Genomic DNA, 19,277 nt, shown 5'->3' with positions numbered 1-19,277 from the left:
TTTTTTATCAATAGTGGGGTGTTAATTTGTCATACACCCATGGCTACACACATGATATATCCAAAAAACAGTATATTTACCTCCCTTAAATGCGGTTGTTCTTTACTTCATAGTATGCGGGCGTGGCGAAATTGGCAGACGCACTAGACTTAGGATCTAGCGCCGCGAGGCATGTGGGTTCGAGTCCCTCCGCCCGCACTTAAAGCCATCACGCTTAAGCGTGATGGCTTTTTCATTTTAAGGGAAACACAAAACTAAAAATGCATAAATGAAACTTACAGTAATAGGACCAGGCCTGATCGGCGGATCACTCGCGAAAGATCTGCGGGCCAGAGGTTTTGCCAAACACATTACAGGTGTAGATAATAATGCCGGTAATGCGCAACAGGCAGTAGAGCTGGGTATTGTAGATGAAGCAAAACCGTTTGCTGAAGCCGTTAAAAAAGCGGATGTAGTATTGGTTTGTGTGCCTGTTGATGTGATTGAGAAAATATTACCCTCTGTATTGGATACAATAAATGCCAGTGCGGTGGTCATTGACCTGGGCAGTACCAAGTCAGTTATTTGTAAAACTGTAGAGAACCATCCAAAGCGAAAACAATTTGTAGCCGCTCATCCCATCGCCGGTACCGAAAACAGCGGACCATCGGCTGCCATTAATAACCTGTTCGATAATAAAACCTGTATTATTTGTGAGAAGAATTCAAGTTCAAAAGAAGCATTAAGTGTTACTCAAAAATTGTTCAATATGTTGAACATGAATCTGATTTATATGGAGGCAAATGAACATGATATTCACCTCGCTTATATATCTCATTTGCCTCACGTGATCTCGTTCGCCATGGTAAACACAGTATTGGAAGCTGAGAGGGATTTTAAGAGTCTTTTTAACCTGGCCGGCAGCGGATTCGCCTCACTTACGCGACTTGCAAAAAGCTCACCTGATATGTGGACTCCTATTTTCCGGCAAAATTCGGAGAACCTGATCAATTCCATAAACGCTTATATAAGTGAACTGGAATTATTCAAGCAGCTGATAAAAAAGAAAGATTCCACTATGTTACATCAAATGATGGAACGAAGCAATGAGGTAAGAAAGGTGTTACCTGCTGATAAAAAATAAAGTACGTATAAAAAAAGTCCGGCCTCAAATATACGGGGCCGGACTTTTTTATGCTTAGCCTTTACTGATCAATAACTTCTGCGTCTGAAATTTTTCTTTCCTGAATTCGCAGCAGGTTTGTTTCCGTTTCCACCTTTACTAATGGTTGGAGTTGCATGCGTGCTTACAAGAGCAATATTTTTTTTAAGCAGCTTGTTTATATCTTTCAGGTAATCCATTTCTTCAGAAGCGCAAAACGATAAAGCAGTACCCGCTTCCCCGGCACGCCCGGTTCTTCCGATACGGTGAACATAGGTTTCAGGCACTTCGGGAAGTTCGTAATTAATCACATGCGTCAGTTTATCCACATCAATACCTCTTGAGGCAATATCAGTAGCAACTAAAATGCGTATCGTGCGGTTCTTGAAACCGATCAGCGCTTTCTGTCTCGCGTTCTGTGATTTGTTTCCGTGAATAGCTTCAGCCCTTATGCCATTTTTGTTCAGGTCCTTTACTACTTTATCCGCCCCGTGTTTGGTGCGTGTAAATACAAGTGCGTGATCAATTTCTTCGTCTTTTAATACCTGTTGCAGTAAAGCTCTTTTATCAGCCTTTTCAACGTAGTAAACCGCTTGTGTAACCATTTCAGCAGGTGCCGAAACAGCCGCAACCTCCACTTTAATCGGATTCTGAAGCAAACTGTCTGCCAGTTTCCTGATCTCATTCGGTATTGTTGCCGATAAAAAAATGGTTTGCCGCTTCGCAGGGATCTTCGCGATGATCTTTTTAATATCATTTATAAAACCCATGTCCAGCATGCGGTCTACTTCATCAAGAACAAAGAACTCAATATTATTAAGTCTTACATGTCCCTGGTGCATGAGGTCAAGCAGCCTGCCCGGGGTCGCGATAACAATATCAACACCTCTGCGCAAAGCATTGGTCTGATTATGTTGTGATACGCCTCCGAATATAACAGTGTGATTTATCGAAAGGCCTTTGCCATAATCGGTAAAACTTTCATCTATCTGTATGGCCAGTTCACGTGTCGGAGCAAGTATAAGGGCTTTTATTCCCTGTTTCTTTTCTTTCAAACTATGCTCATGCAGCATTTGCAGGATTGGTAACGCGAATGCCGCCGTTTTTCCTGTACCTGTTTGCGCGCAGCCAAATACATCATGTCCCTGTAAGATCTGGGGTATGGCTTTCTCTTGTATAGGTGTTGGATTCACATATCCCTTTGTTTTCAAAGCCCGGGAAATAGGCTCAATTAAATTTAAATTTTCAAACGTCATAAAATTGTTTTGTATTAAATATATGTTTTGAAGCCACGTAAGAAACCGCTTTGGTTCTTAAATGCTCTTTACTGAATTTTATTTTCTTTAAAGGAATGTAAATTTAACTGAGGTGTAATTCGGACGGGTACAAAACAGCTATAAATACAGCTTCTACAGGCACAAAGGTACGACAATAAAGCGGATAACCTAATTCAATGTTGAATAATCCCCTTCGTCCAGGTTCCAGAAAGCTCTGAAACGCTCTTTAAACAAGGGTTTTGAGGCTAACGGAAATAATTCAGATAAATACTTGCAATCCGATTTAATTACCTACCTTTGCGGAAACAATTTAAAAATCAATATTATATCACAATGAAAAATGGAACTGTAAAGTTTTTTAATGAAACCAAAGGATTTGGATTCATAAAGGTACACGGATCAGAAGAAGAACTCTTTGTTCACGTATCAGGATTGAAAGATGAAATTCGTCAGAATGACGAAGTAGTTTTTGAAGTCCAGGAAGGTAAAAAAGGATTAAATGCTGTTAACGTAAGATTAGCATAATTATATTCATTTATAATTTACCTGAAAAGTCCCGCCAAATGGCGGGACTTTTTCATTTAGTAACTTTTTGGGTTGTGAAAGGCCAAGTCTGCCTGCCGAAGTTAGCATACCTGGCGAAGTCGAAGTGTCAGCGTAGGTAGGGTTAGGACTTCAAGTTATTGATAATCATTAATATAATACTGTAATTTATCTTTAAAATCCCCCATTATTTCATATCTTTGCAGTCCTTGAAAATCATAAACATGAACATTGTAAAAGAAAACGTTGATGAACTGAATGCGGTTCTTAAAGTGAAGGTCACCCCGGACGATTACAGATCGAAAGTTGATACGGCCATTAAAGAAGCTACCAAAAAGGCTGCAATGCCTGGCTTCAGACCCGGTAAAGTGCCAACAGGGTTGGTTAAAAAAATGTATGGTAAATCAATTCTTGTTGATGAGATCAATAAAGTACTGAATGATAATATCCATAAATACATCAGTGAAAACAAACTTGAAATACTCGGAAATCCAATGCCAAAGCTGGAGTCGGACAAAAGTATTGATTGGGATAATCAACAGGAGTTCGAGTTTCTGTTCGATCTTGGTCTTGCCCCGCAGATAAAAGTGGAGCTTTCCGGGAAAGACAAGGTTCCTTATTATACCATTAAAGTTGATGCAACTCAGGTAGATAAATATGTGGATGATATCAGCAAGCGTTATGGCAAAATTATGCCGCAGGAAGTATCAGAAGCCAGTGATATGTTGTTTGGCGACCTGGTTGAACTGGATGCAAATAACGAGATATTGCCTGGTGGAATTTTTCGTTCCTCATCATTATTCCTTGAGCGTTATAATAACAACGAAGCATCAAAACCTTTGATTGGTCTTAAAAAAGATGATAAAGTGGTGGTAGATGTGGTTAAATTAACTGAAAATATAGCCGACAGGGCCGCTATGTTAGGTGTCGATAAAGAGGTAGCTGAAAAAATCACTTCTAAATTTCAGTTCACCGTTAAAAATATTTCCCGCCTTCAGCCGTCTGAATTAACAGAGGAGTTGTTTGAAAAGGTTTATGGTAAAGACCAGGTAAAAACGGTTGATGAATTTCGTGAGCGTATAAAAGATGAACTCGTTCGCCTTTATGCGAATGAAAGCGAGCGAAAATTTTATACGGATGCGGTTGAAGCCGTTAAGAACAAGGTGACAGTAAAACTTCCGGATGAATTTTTGAAACGCTGGCTGGTAGCCGCTAACGATAAGCCTATAACATACGAGCAGGTGAGTGCCGAGTACGATCGTTATGCCGACTCGTTAAAATGGCAATTGATAGAGAATAAGATCATAAAGGACAATGAAATAAAAGTAAGTGCTGATGAGGCTACTGAACATATCCGGAAACTTATCCGGGAGCAGTACAAGCGTTATAACATGAAGGACATTGAAGAAAGCGAATTGGAAAACAGCGTAAAGCGTATCCTGGCGAATGAAGAAGAGAGTAAGCGTATTTTTGAGCAGCTGTATGGAAATAAAGTAATGGAACTTTTTAAAACTAAATTCTCACTCGATAAGAAAGATATCTCTTTCGACGACTTTTCAAAATTGTAAACATACTAAACGAAATAAACTATGTTCCCCAAAGACGAATTCAAAAAATACGCTGTAAAGCATCTTGGTATCAGCAGCTCAACGCTGCATAATTATATGTCCATTCACGATGATTATATATCGCCAACCGTTATCGAAGAGCGTCAGTTGAACATAGCTTCAATGGACATCTTTTCGCGTTTGATGATGGACCGGATTATTTTTATGGGTACAGGCATCAACGATTATGTTTCGAACATTATCATGGGTCAGTTGTTATTCCTTGAATCCGTAGATTCAAAAAAGGATATACAGATCTATGTCAACTCACCGGGAGGTTCGGTATATGCTGGTTTGGGTATTTATGACACCATGCAATACATTGCTCCTGATGTTGCAACTATATGTGTAGGTATGGCTGCCTCTATGGGGGCTGTGTTAATGTGTGCAGGAAAGAAGGGCAAGCGTACCAGTCTTAAACATTCACGTGTAATGATCCACCAGCCATTGGGAGGGGCCGAAGGACAGGCTTCCGATATCGAGATTACTGCCCGCGAAATTCAGAAATTGAAAAAAGAGCTGTACGAGATTATAGCGAAACATTCAGGACAGAACTTTGACAAAGTATACAAAGATTCTGATCGTGACTATTGGATGACTGCCCAGGAAGCGAAAGATTACGGCATGATCGATGAAATACTCGAGCGTACAGGGAAATAATTCTGTGCACTAACAACTGACAACAAATAATAAATAACTTTTTCCAAACAAATGGCCGAACCTAAGGGAGGAGTGAAATGTTCGTTTTGCGAACGCGATAAGCAGGATACCACTGTACTTATTGCCGGTAAGCGCGGGCATATATGCGACCGTTGTATTGAACAGGCCCTGCAATTAGTTAAAGAAGAACTGAATGAACGGAGCAGCAGCCCATTATACAAAGCCATCAATTTATTAAAGCCGGCCGAAATAAAAAAGCATCTCGATGAGTATGTGATAGGACAGGAGGATGCAAAAAAAGTGCTGTCGGTTTCCGTATATAATCATTATAAGCGCGTTACGCAAAAGGCGGCCACACCAGAGGAAGATGTGGAAATTGAAAAGTCGAATGTTATAATGGTGGGGGAGACAGGTACCGGTAAAACCTTATTGGCCCGTACCATTGCCCGTATTATTAATGTCCCGTTTTGTATGGCCGATGCAACAGTGCTTACAGAGGCGGGTTATGTAGGTGAAGATGTGGAAAGTATTTTAACCCGTTTGTTGCAGGCTGCCGATTATGATGTGGCTGCCGCTGAACGTGGAATTGTTTTTATTGATGAGATCGATAAGATATCCCGTAAAAGTGATAATCCTTCCATTACCCGTGATGTATCAGGTGAAGGTGTGCAGCAGGGTTTGCTGAAGCTGCTTGAGGGTTCTTTTGTAAATGTACCCCCTCAGGGAGGCCGTAAACATCCTGATCAGAAAATGATACAGGTAAACACCCGCAATATATTATTTGTGTGCGGGGGAGCTTTTGAAGGGATCGATCGTAAAATAGCCAAACGCCTGCAAAGTCAGACCCTTGGTTTCGGCGCTCAAAAAGGACTCGAGGATCTGGATAGAAATAATTATCTTCAGTATGTATCACCGCAGGACCTGCGTAGTTTCGGACTTATACCCGAGTTAATAGGTCGTTTACCTGTTGTGACACATTTAAATTCGCTCGATCAGAAAACATTGCGTAAGATATTGACAGAGCCTAAAAATTCGATCATTAAGCAATACGTGAAATTATTTGAGCTGGACGGTGTGAAATTAACATTTGATAAGGCCGTTTTCGACCTGATCGTTGAAAAGGCGCTTGAATTCAAACTGGGAGCACGCGGCCTGCGTTCTATTTGTGAAGCTATTATGATGGATGCCATGTTTGATGTACCATCAGATAAAGCAACCAAAGATCTCCATATAACCCTTGAATATGCCAAATCCAAAATGAAGCGTTCAGCAATTAACAGGCTAAAAGTGGCATAAACAATACAGAAATTGAAATATATCCTTTAACAAAAATCCCCTCAAATGTAATTTTGAGGGGATTTTTATTATGGTGTGTTTATGGAAATTTTAGAAGTGCCACAAATCGTGTTCCCAGTTAAATATTTTAGCTTTAATATCTTCCGATTCAAGTAAAGCATCCAGGCCTTTTTTGTATTCGGCTATCGTACGATCATACACGTTACTTTCCTTAAATATATAACTGCTGAACTGGCGTTTCCAGAAAATATCTTCATACGTTCTTCGCTCTTCATCACTATGACGGTTATATACTTCGGCGCTTGCAAATACAGGTCGTGCCTCAGGGAAATAGATCCAGAACAACCTTTGGAAACCTACAAACTCACCAGCCTCACTGAATTTTTCTGTCATCGGGCAAATGCCTATGATACGAACATCCAGCACCGAGCGCTGTTTGTCAAAGAACCAATCCTCTTTAAGCATGTATTGTTTGGTCTGCTCAGCGCCGATATCTTTTCTGATAGGGGCCACCTTCATTTCACCTGTCTCAGGATCTTCGATTGTGTTTGTACTGTCCCATTTTGTAAAAATACCTTCCACTTCGCTTTTAGTAAGAGGAACTTTAAATTCATCGTCAAACAAAGGGTTTCCGTAAGCAGTTAAGCGGCCCTCAATAAGAGCGGTGTGTATCACATCTATCAACGCCTTTCTTTCGTTGGTAGGTGTAACAGGATAATAAAAACTCTGGTTGATCTTCTCACGAAGGTCAATTACCCTCCATATACGTCTCGACCAAACAACATCCGCTTCACGCAGAAATGTATAAGGGATAACGCGTCTTTTAGGCGTGTTTTCTTTAATGTAAGCACCGTCCAAAACGTTTTGTGCCAGTACCTCGACCGATATAAGTGCTACGCACAGTATGATCAGCGCCTTTGCTACATTGTTTTTCATTTGCTTAATTTTAAAATTTTATTCAAACACTTTTCAAACTAACCGGCTCAGACCGCCGTTACTTACTATTATATAACTTTCTTTTAAGTTTACTATTGTCCTACCTTTAAGTTAACACCCGGAATTTTTCTCATAACACCATCCGGCCCCATAGCCCTAACATTCTCAATGAACACCCTGGTACCCGTTTTTGCGTTTTTCAAGAGGTTTGCCTGTTCGGAAGTGATCCTGTTACTGTTTGATGACGCAGTAGCTATACCTCCGCCGGCGCTCATTGTAATATCAAATGATTTGATGTCAAATTTTAAGTCGAAGTCAAAGTTTTCCAGTTTAGCCATAACGCCCTGGGTCACCAATAATTCACCTTTTCCGATCTTATCATCACCTTTTTTACCTGCAAAGTAAGCAACAGGATCCGGTACACGTTTTACGCGGAATTTAAACGACCCCATATTCTGATTGTTCCCGCTGATCTTTGCGCCAACGTTAACTGTAGCCAGCGTACCTCCGCTAACACGAACAACATATTGGCCAGGCCCTGAAGCCTTTGTAAGAGAACCACCTGTAATACTGGGTGACAGATCGGAAGGAGCAACGCCGGCAGCAGTAATAGTTACCGGGTTATCAACGCCAATGTAAAACACATTCATTTTATCAGGAGATACGGAAGCAGCAGGTCGTGCAACCATATAAGATGAAGTGAACGGATATGATTTGTAAGAGTTATCCGGTGATTTTACACGAATAAGACCTGAATATTTTTGTAATCCCTCGCCACCGGTTTTGATCGTATAGGTTCCGATACCACGGGAAACTTTAACAGTGCTTGAATCAACAGGCCCTTTGATTTTATTTGTTACCGAGTCAACTTCGCCAAGCCATATCTGCGGATTTTGTGTGGTGCTAAAAGCAGCTACAAATATGTCCGCAGTATATTCGTTGCCTGTTAATACATAACTTGTAGGCGCCACAACTTTAGCAGCCAGGGTGTCAAATTTAAAATCGGAAGCGGATATCTCGCTGTAAAGCATATTGATCGCATCACCTTCGCAATTCTTCACTTCGTTTTGAATACGGCTGAGGTGAGCTATAACCGCTGCAAGCGGCACGTGATAAAATAAGTTGTTTTCCCAGCTTACTTCCATTTCCTCAAACAAAGAGTATACGCGGTCTGTTTTTAATCCCAGTCCCTGTTCAAAACTTGCCGCAGCTCCCGGCTTTTTAACGCTTGCCTTAATCAGGCCCAATATATCTTTTCTGAAATTTGTTATTTTTTCTTTCAGCTCGACCGCTTTTCCGGTAGCTTTTTCAGGGTTATCTCCGATCAGGTAGTGGGTAGGGGCATCATAATTATCCTTGCTGCCAAACCTTGCAAGTTGAATTGTATCAGCAGTAGCCTTTTCCAATTTGTCTACATGCTGAAAAAGCTCAGACTTTAACTCTATAATAAACTTGTCAATATCTTTTGCTTTTGACCGTATTGACTTAGCCGCATTATAAAATTGCTTTGTTTTACGCTCATCGTTAAGTAATGCAATCTCAAACGCGTTTGATGTGACATCATTTTTCGCATCAAAATTGGCGTTTGTTTTGACCAAACTCTCATTTATCGTCACAAACGCATTCAGAATATCTTTTGATACGTTCATGGCTAACAGAGCTGTTAGTACTAAGTACATCATCCCGATCATCTTCTGCCTCGGGGTTTCTTTACCACCTGCCATATGCTATTAGGAGAATTAAGGTTTAACTTAATGTGTTATTTATCGTTAAAATTTCTGCCAGATATATTACTTCTTGTAATTAAGGGCAGAAAGCATATTGCCGTATATTGTATTCAGTGCGGCAAGATTGCTGGATAAGCTTTCCATTTCAGCTTTATACTTCCTGGTATCCTCAACAGAGGCGTTGAGATTTTTCATTAACTCTTCGATACCTGCATATAGCTTGTTTGTAGAACCCAGATGATCCTGTGAACCCTGTAATTGCAGTTCATAGGAAGCGTTGAGAGCGGAAAGATTTTTAGAAACTTTACCCAGTTGCTCTGAATAGGTTTGGGCCTGTTCATAAGAGCTTGCACTTGAGTTGGAAAATGTTTCCAACGATTGAATAGCTTTTGAATAGGAACCGGACAACTGACTAACAGAAGATGAAATAGAATTACGCGCTTCATCATATGAGCTTGACAGACTTTCAACAGACTTTGAAGCCGTTTTTATATTGGAAACAAATTCATTGGTGGCAACAGTTCCTGCCGACACATCAGCAATTTTATTTGCGTTTTCAGAAAGGTTTCGCATGCCTTGTCCCAGGCTTTCAATAAGTTCAGGGCCAATCTTTGCTTCTTCAAGCATGTTGTCAAGTTGTTCTGTAATGGTGCCCTTGTCAGCTTCAGTCTCTTCTTCATGGCTGCCATGCATACCGGACAATTCCGGATAAACCAAACTCCAATCCACTTCTTCATGAGGTGGTTCAAAAGCTGAAAAAAAGAAAATCACCGCTTCGGTACTCAATCCAATTGTAAGCATTATACCAGCACCAGGCCAGTGCATGATCTTGAATAGTGCCCCTACGATTACAATTGCCGCACCGATACCATATAGTTTGGCCATAAAATTCTTCCATGCTTTTGTCCCTGGTCTCATAAAATTTGATTTTAAAAGTTAATAATCAGTTTAATTATTAAATTGTTTGGTTTAACTATAACTACTTTCCTCCGGTAAATGATTTGTCCGCGTTACCATCCGATCCTTTGGCACGTCCCAGGTAAGTCATTACACAACGGAAGCCAATATAACATTTTGCAGTATCCTGGTATTCGTATGTTCTTGAACTGGTTTGACAGTAATACCCGACATCTTTCCACGATCCCCCGCGAATTACTTTGCGTTTTAACACAGATGGTTCGTTTTCCTGTGCTTCATAAACATAGTCGGAGTTCTGGTCATGCGCAAAATCGTATGCCGATTCATCAAAAGCATTGCTGGTCCATTCGGCAGCATTACCTGCCATACAATACAAGCCGAAGTCATTTGGGTTGTAAGAATAAATAGGTACAGTATGGAAACCGCCATCATCAAAATACAGGCCACGCATTGGTTTGAAGTTACACAAGAAGCAACCGCGGGCGTTACGTATATATGGGCCTCCCCACGGGTATGGGCTTAAAAGAAGGTCGCCACGTGCGGCCCATTCCCATTCAGCCTCAGTTGGTAAACGGAAGTCGTTAACAAATGTGCCTCCGTTGCTTTGTAAAAAGCTGTTAAGTAATTGAGTTCTCCATATACAGAACGCACGCGCCTGTTTCCAACTTACTCCCACTACAGGGTAGTCATCATAAGCGGGATGCCAGAAATACATATTTGTCATCGGCTCGTTGAATGCATAGGTATAGTCATGAACCCAAGCTAAAGTGTCGGGGTATACATTAATAATATCCTTAATAATGAACACACTTCTATCAACACCTTTTTTGGTAACAGGCTCGTAAAATCCATCCCCTTTATGAACAGTTTTGGTAACAGTATAATTACCTTTTCCATCAATAAAGTCCTGTCCGTTAGCATCGGGTGTTTTAGAAGGCAGGAAGCGGTTCATTTTCATTGCCGCGGTTCTGAGGTCGATCCAGTAGTATTCAAAGTTTAATTTACGTGTATCGATCTCCTTCCTTCTGTAGAAACGCTCGCTTTCAGGAAGGTACATATCGATCAGCGCTTCACGAACCTGTTGATCGTCCCACTCGATACCTTCATCCCAATTAACAGTCGGAGGATCGATTTCTTCGTCGTATTGGTTAGTTGAAACGCCATGCTCGCCGATACCTTGCTCAATTAATATACGATGAGCAATAGAATCACGTACCCAAAACACAAACTGGCGGTATTCGTTGTTCGAGATCTCAGAGTCGTCAATATAAAAGGATTGAACAGAAACTGTTTTCGATTTAGTGGTGTGTGAGAATGTTACGTCCTCATCACTTGGTCCCATATTATATCCTCCGGGATGAATGTAGTTCATTCCAAACGGGTCGGGCTGAAACCATTCCTCGCGGCCAAGTACACCAACAAGTTCACCGGTACCATGGCTGCATGAAGCAACCAAAGCAGCGAACGAACACAGTATGAGTAATTTTTTCATGGGAACCTCCTTAGTTAGTAATCTGTTTTGTTGTTAGCGTTTAACTTATTAAAACGTAATTATAACTTTATTATTATATGGTTCAGTTTGCAGAATATGATCCCCCTTAGAAGCTTTAACTCTGCAATAGTTCTGTATCATAAACGTGCGTTGCTGGTTTGCTTTTATCAATAACAATATAAGTTATTATAAGAAACGAACGTTACGGTGTTCGGCTGGAACAGGTGGTTTGAATGGTTTGAAGCAATATCCGATCATGATCTCATGCGTGTTATTGCTGTAGTTTTTAATAGCCGATGTAGTTACGTCGAACGAATAACCTATTCTTAGTTTGTTCCACTCGAAGCCAACCAAAGCAACAATTGCGTCCGTTAAGCGATAAGAAGCTCCTGCCCAAACCATATCTTTCCAAACGGCACGTGCATTTATATCAAGCTGAGTGGAGGTAGCATCTGTTTTAGCTAAAACAGATGGGATAATTTTTATATCATCAGTAATAGAGAAGGGGTATCCGGCCATTATATAATAATGGCGTGCGTTTTGAAATCTGTAGATATCTGCAACAGCGCCAGCTACAGAAGGAGCAGCGTCTTTTTTAAATGTTGTTTGAGGTAAATGGGTCGAAGATAATCCAAAATACATTCCATTATCTGTAGTGTAGTATGCGCCAAAACCAAGGTCAAATACAGTTTTAGCGGCGTTTGCATCAGGAATAGAAGCATCTTGTGTTGCGGGGTAAGCAGCATCAGGTGTAACCCAGGTTCCGGATAGTTGTTTTTGAATCATTCCGGCTTCTAAACCAATGCCTAATGTACCCGGACCAACAACCATATGATACGAATAGGCCGCTTTCGCGATCAATGTTTTATCAAAACCCAACTGGTCGCTGCACACTGTAAGACCTAAGCCACCATGAACAGGATTCACAAATGCATCTATGCTGATAAGACCGGTTTTAGGAGCACCAGGGAAGCTTACCCACTGTTGTCTGTATAATGCTGTGGCACAGATAGCTTTATTGGTTCCGGCAAAGCCCGGATTTATAGAAAGTTTATTAAACATATTCTGGCTAAACTGTGCATCTTGCTGCGCAAATGATGCACCTGCACTAACAGCTAAGGCAAGTGTGGTAAGGGTTTTTTTCATCTTCAAAAGAAATTTTTTAATGGTCCGTATGCAATTACTGGAACGCTAAACTACTAATTATATTTATAAATACCAACCTTATGAACAATTTTTTGAAAAAACAGTTAATAATTACTTCAAATTTGAAGGTTATCCCAATTTTTGAAAAGTTTGCCACCATCTGTCCGGCATTTCATCTTTACAGGCTTCCTGGTATTCATCATACGAACAAGGGACCCAATAATGTCGTTCAAATTTAAGTCTTTTATCAGGCGGATAGGGAACTTCCATCCACCATCTGTCGCTTTTATTGCTTTTATAAAAAGTAAGCTCATATTCGTTATTTTTGATCACAACACGGTATTTGGTGTAATCTGTTCCTGTTTTAAACGGGAAATCCTGCTTACGGTTACAAAACCCTTCAACAAAATACCAGATCATTTGAGCAACGAGGTGAGCTGTTTGCCCCGCTTTGTCCTTTTTAGGATTTATTTCATAAAAACCGATGGACGTAAGTTTGTCGCTCATGCCGGCATAGCGGGTAATCTGACAAGCCTCTTCTCCATAAAAACCATTTGGTGTTGTATTATAACATCCGGGAGCATCGCTTTGACGAATGGCAGAAATATCAAAACTCATCATATCGGCATTACGAACGATCGGTTCTACTTCTTCAATTTTGGCGCGTACCTGCCCGAGGCGATACACATCAAAATAGAGTTTGGTCATCAGGTCGAGTTCTTTGTGATCCACAAAATAAGTCTGATACCCGATGTTGCTGTAATTGAAAAGATAATTAGGCTGCTGCAGAATTATTTTTCCTAAATATGTTTTTGAGTTGAGTGTTTCATCCGCATCACCCAGGTCGAAGTTCTGATCAACAGCTACCATGTTGATGGTCTGCGAAAGTTTTTCGTAAGCCTGGTATTGTGCAAAGGCGATATCATTGCCGCCGCCAATAATTACCGGGATGATCTTTTGAGATATCAGCTGTGAACAGGCGTCCGCAACGGCGAAATAAGTGTCTTCCACTTTATGTCCTGCTTTAATGTTCCCGAGATCAGCAATTCCAATATTGAATTTGTGATCCGATAATTTATACAGGTATTCGCGGATATAATGAGAGGCCAGCCCGCAGCCCTCATTGTTGAGAGATCTGCGATCGTCTTCAACACCTATGATGGCCAGTTTTACTTTTTCGAGTTTCGGAAATTCGCTTTCGGTTGAAAAGATTCTGACGGTCGCGCCAAGCCGGTTTTTGGAATACGACTCACCATCGTTAAAAACTGACAGGTCAATTGGTGAGAAGAAATCTTTTAGCTCCATTGAAAAATTACAGATTGCAAATTGTAAAATATAAATCTGCCTGCCGGCGGGATTATATTTTGACCCTGGATTTACTCTTTTTTGCTATTGTTTTTTTTACTGCTTTTTTTGCTTTCGCCGGAGTTACAGGACTAACCGTTTTTTTCGCCGGTGTTTTTTTCGCGGGTTTTTCTTTTTTTGCTTCAGGAGTTTTCCCTTTTGTAAATTTTCCAAATTTCGCTTTTGTGATTTCGTCGCTTGACGTAACGCCTGCTACCTCTAAACATTCCTGTAGTGTAAGATCAACAGGCGCTTTGCCTTTCGGTATTTTAAAAAACTTACGTCCGATCTGTATGCATGGTCCGTAGCGGCCATTTACAACTTTCACATCGGCATTCTCCGGGAAAAGTTTAATGTTCTTCTCTGCGTCCTTTAGAAGTTTGGCATCTATCAGTTCAATAGCCCGCGGTAATGTAACGCTGAAAGGATCTTCGCCTTTACTCAATGAAGCAAACGTGTTACCGTATTTTATATATGGGCCGAAACGACCCTTGTTAACACTTATTTCCTGCCCGTTGTGTGTGCCCAATACTTTAGGCATTTTGGGTAACCTTAAAATTTCTTCACAACGTTCCAGTGAAATTGTATACGGATCGTCTTCACGCGGAATGGAAACAAAAGCGCCGTTGTTTTTTATATACGGCCCGAAGCGGCCTATGGCAACAGTGATATCGTCGTTTTCAAATTTTCCAACTATGCGCGGAAGCTTAAACAGTGTCAACGCATCTTCTAGCGTAATATTATCAATGCGCTGATCTTTGCGCATGCTTGCATAGCGCGGTTTTTCTTCATCATGCTGTTCGCCAAGTTGCACCATAGGGCCAAAGCGTCCAATACGGACCAATACTGTTCTTCCCGTTTTCGGATCCTTGCCTAAGATCTTCTCACCGCTTGCGCGTTCACTTCCTTCAGCGGCTTCAACAGTTTTATGAAAGGGTTTGTAAAACTGGTCTAGCATTTTTGTCCAGGTTAATTTGCCTTCGGCAATTTCATCAAACTCTTCTTCAACGTGCGCCGTGAAATTGTAATCAAGAATTTCTTTGAAGTTGGCAATCAAAAAATCGGTTACAACCATTCCGATATCAGACGGAAAGAGTTTTGATTTTTCGGCACCTGTGTTTTCACTTTGTACTTCCTGTTTAAGTTCAGTGCCTTTAAGCGTCAACACATTATAGTTGCGTGATGTTCCAACGCGGTCTTCTTTTACAACATAGCCGCGTTTTTGCACGGTTGATATAGTTGGTGCGTAAGTTGACGGACGGCCAATGCCAAGTTCTTCGAGTTTTTTAACGAGGCTGGCTTCCGTGTAGCGCGGAGGATGATGTGAGAAGCGTTCAGTCGCGGTTATGTTCTGTGAGATTAATTTTTCGCCGATCTTCATTGGCGGAAGTATTCCTTCTGTCGCTTCGTCTTCATCGCCATCGTTCTCTTTTGTCTCCATGTAAACTTTCAGGAATCCATCGAATTTTAACACTTCCCCCTGGGCTATAAAAATCTCGCTTGCTGTTGAAACAGTAATTGTAACCGTTGTTTTTTCCAGTTCGGCATCCGCCATCTGCGAAGCAAGTGTGCGTTTCCAGATGAGGTCGTACAGGCGCATTTCCTGCACTTCGCCATCAACGGTTGGCTGGTTCATATACGTGGGGCGGATCGCTTCGTGAGCTTCCTGCGCGCCTTTACTCTTGGTTTTATATTTCCGCAGTTGGTGATACTTGTCGCCGTAAATACGTTTGATTTCATTTTGTGCGGCATCGAGTGCGGCATCTGAAAGATTCACGCTATCGGTACGCATGTAAGTTATTTTACCTGCTTCATAGAGTCGCTGTGCAATACTCATGGTATGGGCAACCGAATAACCGAATTTGCGGCCTGCTTCCTGCTGTAATGTTGATGTTGTGAATGGTGCCGATGGGGATTTTTTCGCAGGTTTGGTCTCCAGGTTTGAGATCGAAAAGTCCGCGGTTTTACATTTTTCAAGAAATGCTTTGGCCTCATCAAGGGTTGCCAGTTTTTTTGAAAGTTCGGCTTTTATAAGGGCTTTACCCTCAGTTTCAAATACAGCTGAAACTTTATACGTTGAAACACTTTTAAAATTCATGATCTCACGTTCGCGCTCAACAATTAATCGAACGGCGACGCTTTGAACACGACCGGCGGAAAGTGATGGTTTTACTTTTTTCCACAGAATAGGGGATAGTTCATAGCCAACAAGTCTGTCAAGTACCCTGCGGGCCTGTTGTGCATCAACGAGGTGTTGATCAATTTTACGCGGATTATCAATAGCTTTTAAAATGGCCGGCTTCGTGATCTCGGAATAAACTACACGTTTTGTTTTTTTATCATTAAGATCCAATGCTTCATATAAATGCCATGCTATGGCTTCCCCTTCACGGTCCTCATCCGTTGCTAACCAAACGGTATCGGCACTTTTTGCTAATTTTTTTAATTCGGCAACTACGCCTTTCTTTTCTGGGGATATCTCGTATTGAGGTTCAAAATTATTCGCGATATCAATACCCATTTTCTTTTGAATAAGATCGCGGATATGACCTATGGAAGACTTAACAGTGTATTCTTTACCTAAAAATCCTTCAATGGTTTTTGCCTTAGCAGGCGACTCAACGATGAACAGGTTCTTTGCCATACCTTATAATTAGTCAATTTTAAAATCACTCAAAACGGTCAATTTTTGAAATATGCCGAACTGCAAAGAAAAACACTTTGATATGACATTTGCAAATCAATTTTTTTTGGCAGTTTGATTATATATATATTATATATATATATAAGCTCCAAAAAATTTTTTCAACAATTGGAATTGTGCCATTTTGTCAGGTGTGTGAAAATGGTTATATTTGTGCCTGCCTTTACTAAAATAGGCAGACAAAGCTAAATCCCTCTTCGATTAATTATGTTGAGGGACTTTTTATCTGTAGCAGTTATATAATGGGAAACAAAATAATTGATGAGTCAAGGCAGGGTGAAGCATTGCTTTTAAGTGTTGATAAGAATATTGTCGGCAGGCAGGTCTTTATTGAAAGTTACGGTTGCGCCATGAATTTTTCGGACAGTGAGATCGTTGCTTCTATTTTGATCGAAAAAGGATATTCAACTACCTCTGATTATAAAAGTGCCGACCTGATATTGGTTAATACCTGTGCAATTCGCGAGAATGCTGAGCAGCGTGTGCGTAATCGTTTAAAAGAATTTAATGTTGTGAAAAGACATAATCCTAAACTTATGGTAGGGGTTATGGGCTGTATGGCTGAACGGTTGAAGACCCAATTCCTAGAGCAGGAAAAAATCGTTGATATTGTTGTCGGCCCTGATGCTTACCGTGAATTACCCAACTTAATTGAAACAGTTGAAGGCGGACAAAAAGCTGTGAATGTTTTGTTGTCGCGCGAAGAAACGTATGCGGATATCAGTCCTGTGAGGCTTGATTCAAATGGTGTAACAGCCTTTATAAGCATTATGCGCGGCTGTGATAATATGTGTTCATTTTGCGTGGTGCCTTTTACCCGTGGCCGTGAACGCAGCCGTGATCCTGAAAGTATTGTTGCGGAGGCGAAGTTATTATTCGAACAAGGTTATAGAGAGGTTACGCTTCTTGGACAAAATGTAGATAGCTATAAATTTAAAGTTTCAGGTTCACAAAATGAAGGTTCAAAGTTCAAAGTTCAAAGTTCAAAGTTGGAAAGCGATGATAAAAAAACAGAAACCTTGAACCTTGAACCCGGAACCCTGAACTCAGAACCCGGAACGATTTCTTTTGCACAATTATTGGAGATGGTGGCGAAGGTTAGTCCGGATCTGAGGATTCGTTTTTCCACTTCTCACCCGAAGGATATGACGGATGATGTTTTACATACAATGGCGAAGTATGATAACATTTGTAAATACATTCACCTGCCCATACAATCAGGCAATTCACGTGTGCTTGAAATGATGAACAGGGGTTACACGCGTGAGTGGTATTTGGAGAGGATAGCCGCTATCCGCAGGATCATTCCTGAGTGTGGAATATCTACGGATATCATGGCCGGCTTTTGCAGCGAAACAGAAGAAGAACACCAGGATACACTGGCGTTGATGGAAGAGGTGAAATATGATTTTGCGTATATGTTTGCTTACAGCGAACGGCCTAAAACACAGGCTGAACGGAAGTTTGAGGATGATATTTCAGAGGAAGTGAAACAGCGCCGTCTTGCGGAAATAGTAGCCTTACAGCAAAAGCATTCCGCCGAACGGACCAAACTGGGTGTTGGAAAAGTTCACCGGGTTTTGGTGGAAAGAGTTTCAAAGAAATCTGAGGAGCAATTATCTGGTCGGAATTCGCAAAATTCAGTTGTAGTTTTCAATAAACACAATTTTAAACGGGGGGATTACGTCAATGTATTAGCGGAGAGTTGTACAGTAGCAACATTGATAGGTAAAGCGGTATAAATTTAATCAGGATCAAAAGCTAACATGACCATTCAGGATATAAAAAATCGTTTCGGTATCATTGGCAGTTCGCCTTTGCTGGAACGTGCAATGGATATTGCCATGCAGGTAGCACCCACAGATCTTAGCGTATTGATTACCGGCGAAAGTGGTACTGGAAAAGAAGTTTTTCCACAGATCATTCACCAGTTAAGTTCGCGTAAACACGGCCAGTATATTGCAGTGAACTGCGGCGCTATACCGGAAGGGACAATTGATTCGGAATTATTCGGACATGAGAAGGGTTCGTTCACAGGCGCACATGAAGCCCGTAAAGGTTATTTTGAAGTGGCCAATGGCGGCACTATTTTTTTAGATGAAGTGGCCGAAATGCCTTTGGCTACTCAGGCCCGTTTGTTGCGCGTACTGGAAAGCGGAGAATTTATTAAAGTAGGTTCATCCAAAGTTTTGAAAACGGATGTGCGCGTGATCGCAGCTACGAACGTAAATATTACGCAGGCAATTGAAAAGGGGAAGTTTCGCGAGGACTTATATTATCGTTTAAATACTGTGCCTATCATTGTGCCGCCTTTGCGCGAACGTAAGCAGGATATACATTTGTTGTTCCGCAAGTTCGCCACTGACTTTGCCGGCAAATATCGGATGCCGGTCATAAAATTAAACGCAGAAGCGGAAGCACTATTGGTTAATTATTACTGGCATGGCAATGTGCGTCAACTGAAAAATATTACTGAGCAGATATCT

14 protein-coding genes, 1 tRNA gene and 1 pseudogene (1 of these 16 only partly in view) are annotated in these 19,277 nt (G+C 41.1%); 8 read left to right on the top strand and 8 right to left on the bottom strand.

Annotated elements, in window-relative coordinates:
* Positions 1–116 precede the first annotated feature (116 nt).
* Positions 117–198: transfer RNA gene (locus HYU69_15370), tRNA-Leu, on the top strand.
* Positions 199–268: 70 nt separating this feature from the next.
* Positions 269–1,123, top strand: a complete 855-nt coding sequence (locus tag HYU69_15365) for a prephenate dehydrogenase (GenBank protein ID MBI2271720.1) — start codon at positions 269–271, stop codon at positions 1,121–1,123.
* Between the two features lie 68 nt (positions 1,124–1,191).
* Here the strand turns inward: HYU69_15365 and HYU69_15360 are convergent, their stop codons facing one another.
* The gene (locus HYU69_15360) at positions 1,192–2,397 is read right to left on the bottom strand and encodes a DEAD/DEAH box helicase (GenBank protein MBI2271719.1); all 1,206 of its coding nucleotides are present in this window, start codon (positions 2,395–2,397) and stop codon (positions 1,192–1,194) included.
* Positions 2,398–2,751: 354 nt separating this feature from the next.
* Between HYU69_15360 and HYU69_15355 the strand changes: the two genes are divergently transcribed.
* The 4 genes from HYU69_15355 to clpX all read left to right on the top strand — a co-directional run bounded on the left by HYU69_15355 (position 2,752) and on the right by clpX (position 6,524).
* Positions 2,752–2,943: a cold shock domain-containing protein gene (locus HYU69_15355; protein MBI2271718.1), complete on the top strand. Its 192-nt coding sequence runs from the start codon at positions 2,752–2,754 to the stop codon at positions 2,941–2,943.
* Positions 2,944–3,185: 242 nt separating this feature from the next.
* Positions 3,186–4,529 carry a trigger factor gene (gene tig, locus HYU69_15350; GenBank protein ID MBI2271717.1) on the top strand — a complete coding sequence of 448 codons (1,344 nt, stop codon included), beginning with the start codon at positions 3,186–3,188 and terminating at the stop codon, positions 4,527–4,529.
* Positions 4,530–4,550: 21 nt separating this feature from the next.
* On the top strand, positions 4,551–5,228 hold the full coding sequence (gene clpP / locus HYU69_15345) for an ATP-dependent Clp endopeptidase proteolytic subunit ClpP (protein ID MBI2271716.1): 678 nt from the start codon (positions 4,551–4,553) through the stop codon (positions 5,226–5,228).
* A gap of 51 nt (positions 5,229–5,279) precedes the next feature.
* Positions 5,280–6,524, top strand: coding sequence for an ATP-dependent Clp protease ATP-binding subunit ClpX (gene clpX / locus HYU69_15340; protein ID MBI2271715.1), 1,245 nt, complete (start codon positions 5,280–5,282; stop codon positions 6,522–6,524).
* 90 nt (positions 6,525–6,614) lie between these two features.
* Here the strand turns inward: clpX and gldN are convergent, their stop codons facing one another.
* The 7 genes from gldN to topA form a co-directional block, all read right to left on the bottom strand.
* Positions 6,615–7,460, bottom strand: coding sequence for a gliding motility protein GldN (gldN, locus tag HYU69_15335; protein ID MBI2271714.1), 846 nt, complete (start codon positions 7,458–7,460; stop codon positions 6,615–6,617).
* A gap of 92 nt (positions 7,461–7,552) precedes the next feature.
* On the bottom strand, positions 7,553–9,184 hold the full coding sequence (gene gldM, locus HYU69_15330; GenBank protein ID MBI2271713.1) for a gliding motility protein GldM: 1,632 nt from the start codon (positions 9,182–9,184) through the stop codon (positions 7,553–7,555).
* A 66-nt stretch (positions 9,185–9,250) separates the two neighbouring features.
* Positions 9,251–10,105, bottom strand: a complete 855-nt coding sequence (gldL, locus tag HYU69_15325; GenBank protein MBI2271712.1) for a gliding motility protein GldL — start codon at positions 10,103–10,105, stop codon at positions 9,251–9,253.
* A 61-nt stretch (positions 10,106–10,166) separates the two neighbouring features.
* Positions 10,167–11,597: an SUMF1/EgtB/PvdO family nonheme iron enzyme gene (locus HYU69_15320; GenBank protein MBI2271711.1), complete on the bottom strand. Its 1,431-nt coding sequence runs from the start codon at positions 11,595–11,597 to the stop codon at positions 10,167–10,169.
* 186 nt (positions 11,598–11,783) lie between these two features.
* Positions 11,784–12,743: a type IX secretion system membrane protein PorP/SprF gene (locus HYU69_15315; GenBank protein ID MBI2271710.1), complete on the bottom strand. Its 960-nt coding sequence runs from the start codon at positions 12,741–12,743 to the stop codon at positions 11,784–11,786.
* A gap of 129 nt (positions 12,744–12,872) precedes the next feature.
* On the bottom strand, positions 12,873–14,048 hold the full coding sequence (locus HYU69_15310; GenBank protein ID MBI2271709.1) for a formimidoylglutamase: 1,176 nt from the start codon (positions 14,046–14,048) through the stop codon (positions 12,873–12,875).
* A 52-nt stretch (positions 14,049–14,100) separates the two neighbouring features.
* Complete coding sequence (gene topA / locus HYU69_15305; protein MBI2271708.1) at positions 14,101–16,731, bottom strand: type I DNA topoisomerase; 2,631 nt, start codon at positions 16,729–16,731, stop codon at positions 14,101–14,103.
* A 302-nt stretch (positions 16,732–17,033) separates the two neighbouring features.
* On the opposite strand from topA, the gene miaB reads away from it, so the two are divergent.
* Both miaB and HYU69_15295 read left to right on the top strand, forming a co-directional pair.
* A complete protein-coding gene (miaB, locus tag HYU69_15300) occupies positions 17,034–18,533 on the top strand; it encodes a tRNA (N6-isopentenyl adenosine(37)-C2)-methylthiotransferase MiaB (protein MBI2271707.1) in 1,500 nt (499 codons plus the stop codon).
* Between the two features lie 24 nt (positions 18,534–18,557).
* A pseudogene (locus HYU69_15295) lies at positions 18,558–19,277 on the top strand (sigma-54-dependent Fis family transcriptional regulator) (it continues 616 nt past the right edge of the window).

It is taken from the genome of Bacteroidota bacterium, from assembly GCA_016183775.1.
Classification (GTDB): Bacteria; Bacteroidota; Bacteroidia; order JABDFU01; family JABDFU01; genus JABDFU01.
Note: the sequence above shows the minus strand (reverse complement) of the source record. Positions and strands in the feature narration are given on the sequence as shown.

What these genes read in the sequence shown, in the direction of transcription:
- clpP (MBI2271716.1), top strand. Translation starts at nt 4,551, where the DNA reads ATGTTCCCCAAAGACGAATTCAAAAAATACGCTGTAAAGCATCTTGGT.
- topA (MBI2271708.1), bottom strand. Translation starts at nt 16,731, where the DNA reads ATGGCAAAGAACCTGTTCATCGTTGAGTCGCCTGCTAAGGCAAAAACC.
- HYU69_15320 (MBI2271711.1), bottom strand. Translation starts at nt 11,597, where the DNA reads ATGAAAAAATTACTCATACTGTGTTCGTTCGCTGCTTTGGTTGCTTCA.
- miaB (MBI2271707.1), top strand. Translation starts at nt 17,034, where the DNA reads ATGGGAAACAAAATAATTGATGAGTCAAGGCAGGGTGAAGCATTGCTT.
- tig (MBI2271717.1), top strand. Translation starts at nt 3,186, where the DNA reads ATGAACATTGTAAAAGAAAACGTTGATGAACTGAATGCGGTTCTTAAA.
- HYU69_15355 (MBI2271718.1), top strand. Translation starts at nt 2,752, where the DNA reads ATGAAAAATGGAACTGTAAAGTTTTTTAATGAAACCAAAGGATTTGGA.
- HYU69_15315 (MBI2271710.1), bottom strand. Translation starts at nt 12,743, where the DNA reads ATGAAAAAAACCCTTACCACACTTGCCTTAGCTGTTAGTGCAGGTGCA.
- HYU69_15310 (MBI2271709.1), bottom strand. Translation starts at nt 14,048, where the DNA reads ATGGAGCTAAAAGATTTCTTCTCACCAATTGACCTGTCAGTTTTTAAC.
- gldN (MBI2271714.1), bottom strand. Translation starts at nt 7,460, where the DNA reads ATGAAAAACAATGTAGCAAAGGCGCTGATCATACTGTGCGTAGCACTT.
- gldL (MBI2271712.1), bottom strand. Translation starts at nt 10,105, where the DNA reads ATGAGACCAGGGACAAAAGCATGGAAGAATTTTATGGCCAAACTATAT.
- gldM (MBI2271713.1), bottom strand. Translation starts at nt 9,184, where the DNA reads ATGGCAGGTGGTAAAGAAACCCCGAGGCAGAAGATGATCGGGATGATG.
- HYU69_15365 (MBI2271720.1), top strand. Translation starts at nt 269, where the DNA reads ATGAAACTTACAGTAATAGGACCAGGCCTGATCGGCGGATCACTCGCG.
- clpX (MBI2271715.1), top strand. Translation starts at nt 5,280, where the DNA reads ATGGCCGAACCTAAGGGAGGAGTGAAATGTTCGTTTTGCGAACGCGAT.
- HYU69_15360 (MBI2271719.1), bottom strand. Translation starts at nt 2,397, where the DNA reads ATGACGTTTGAAAATTTAAATTTAATTGAGCCTATTTCCCGGGCTTTG.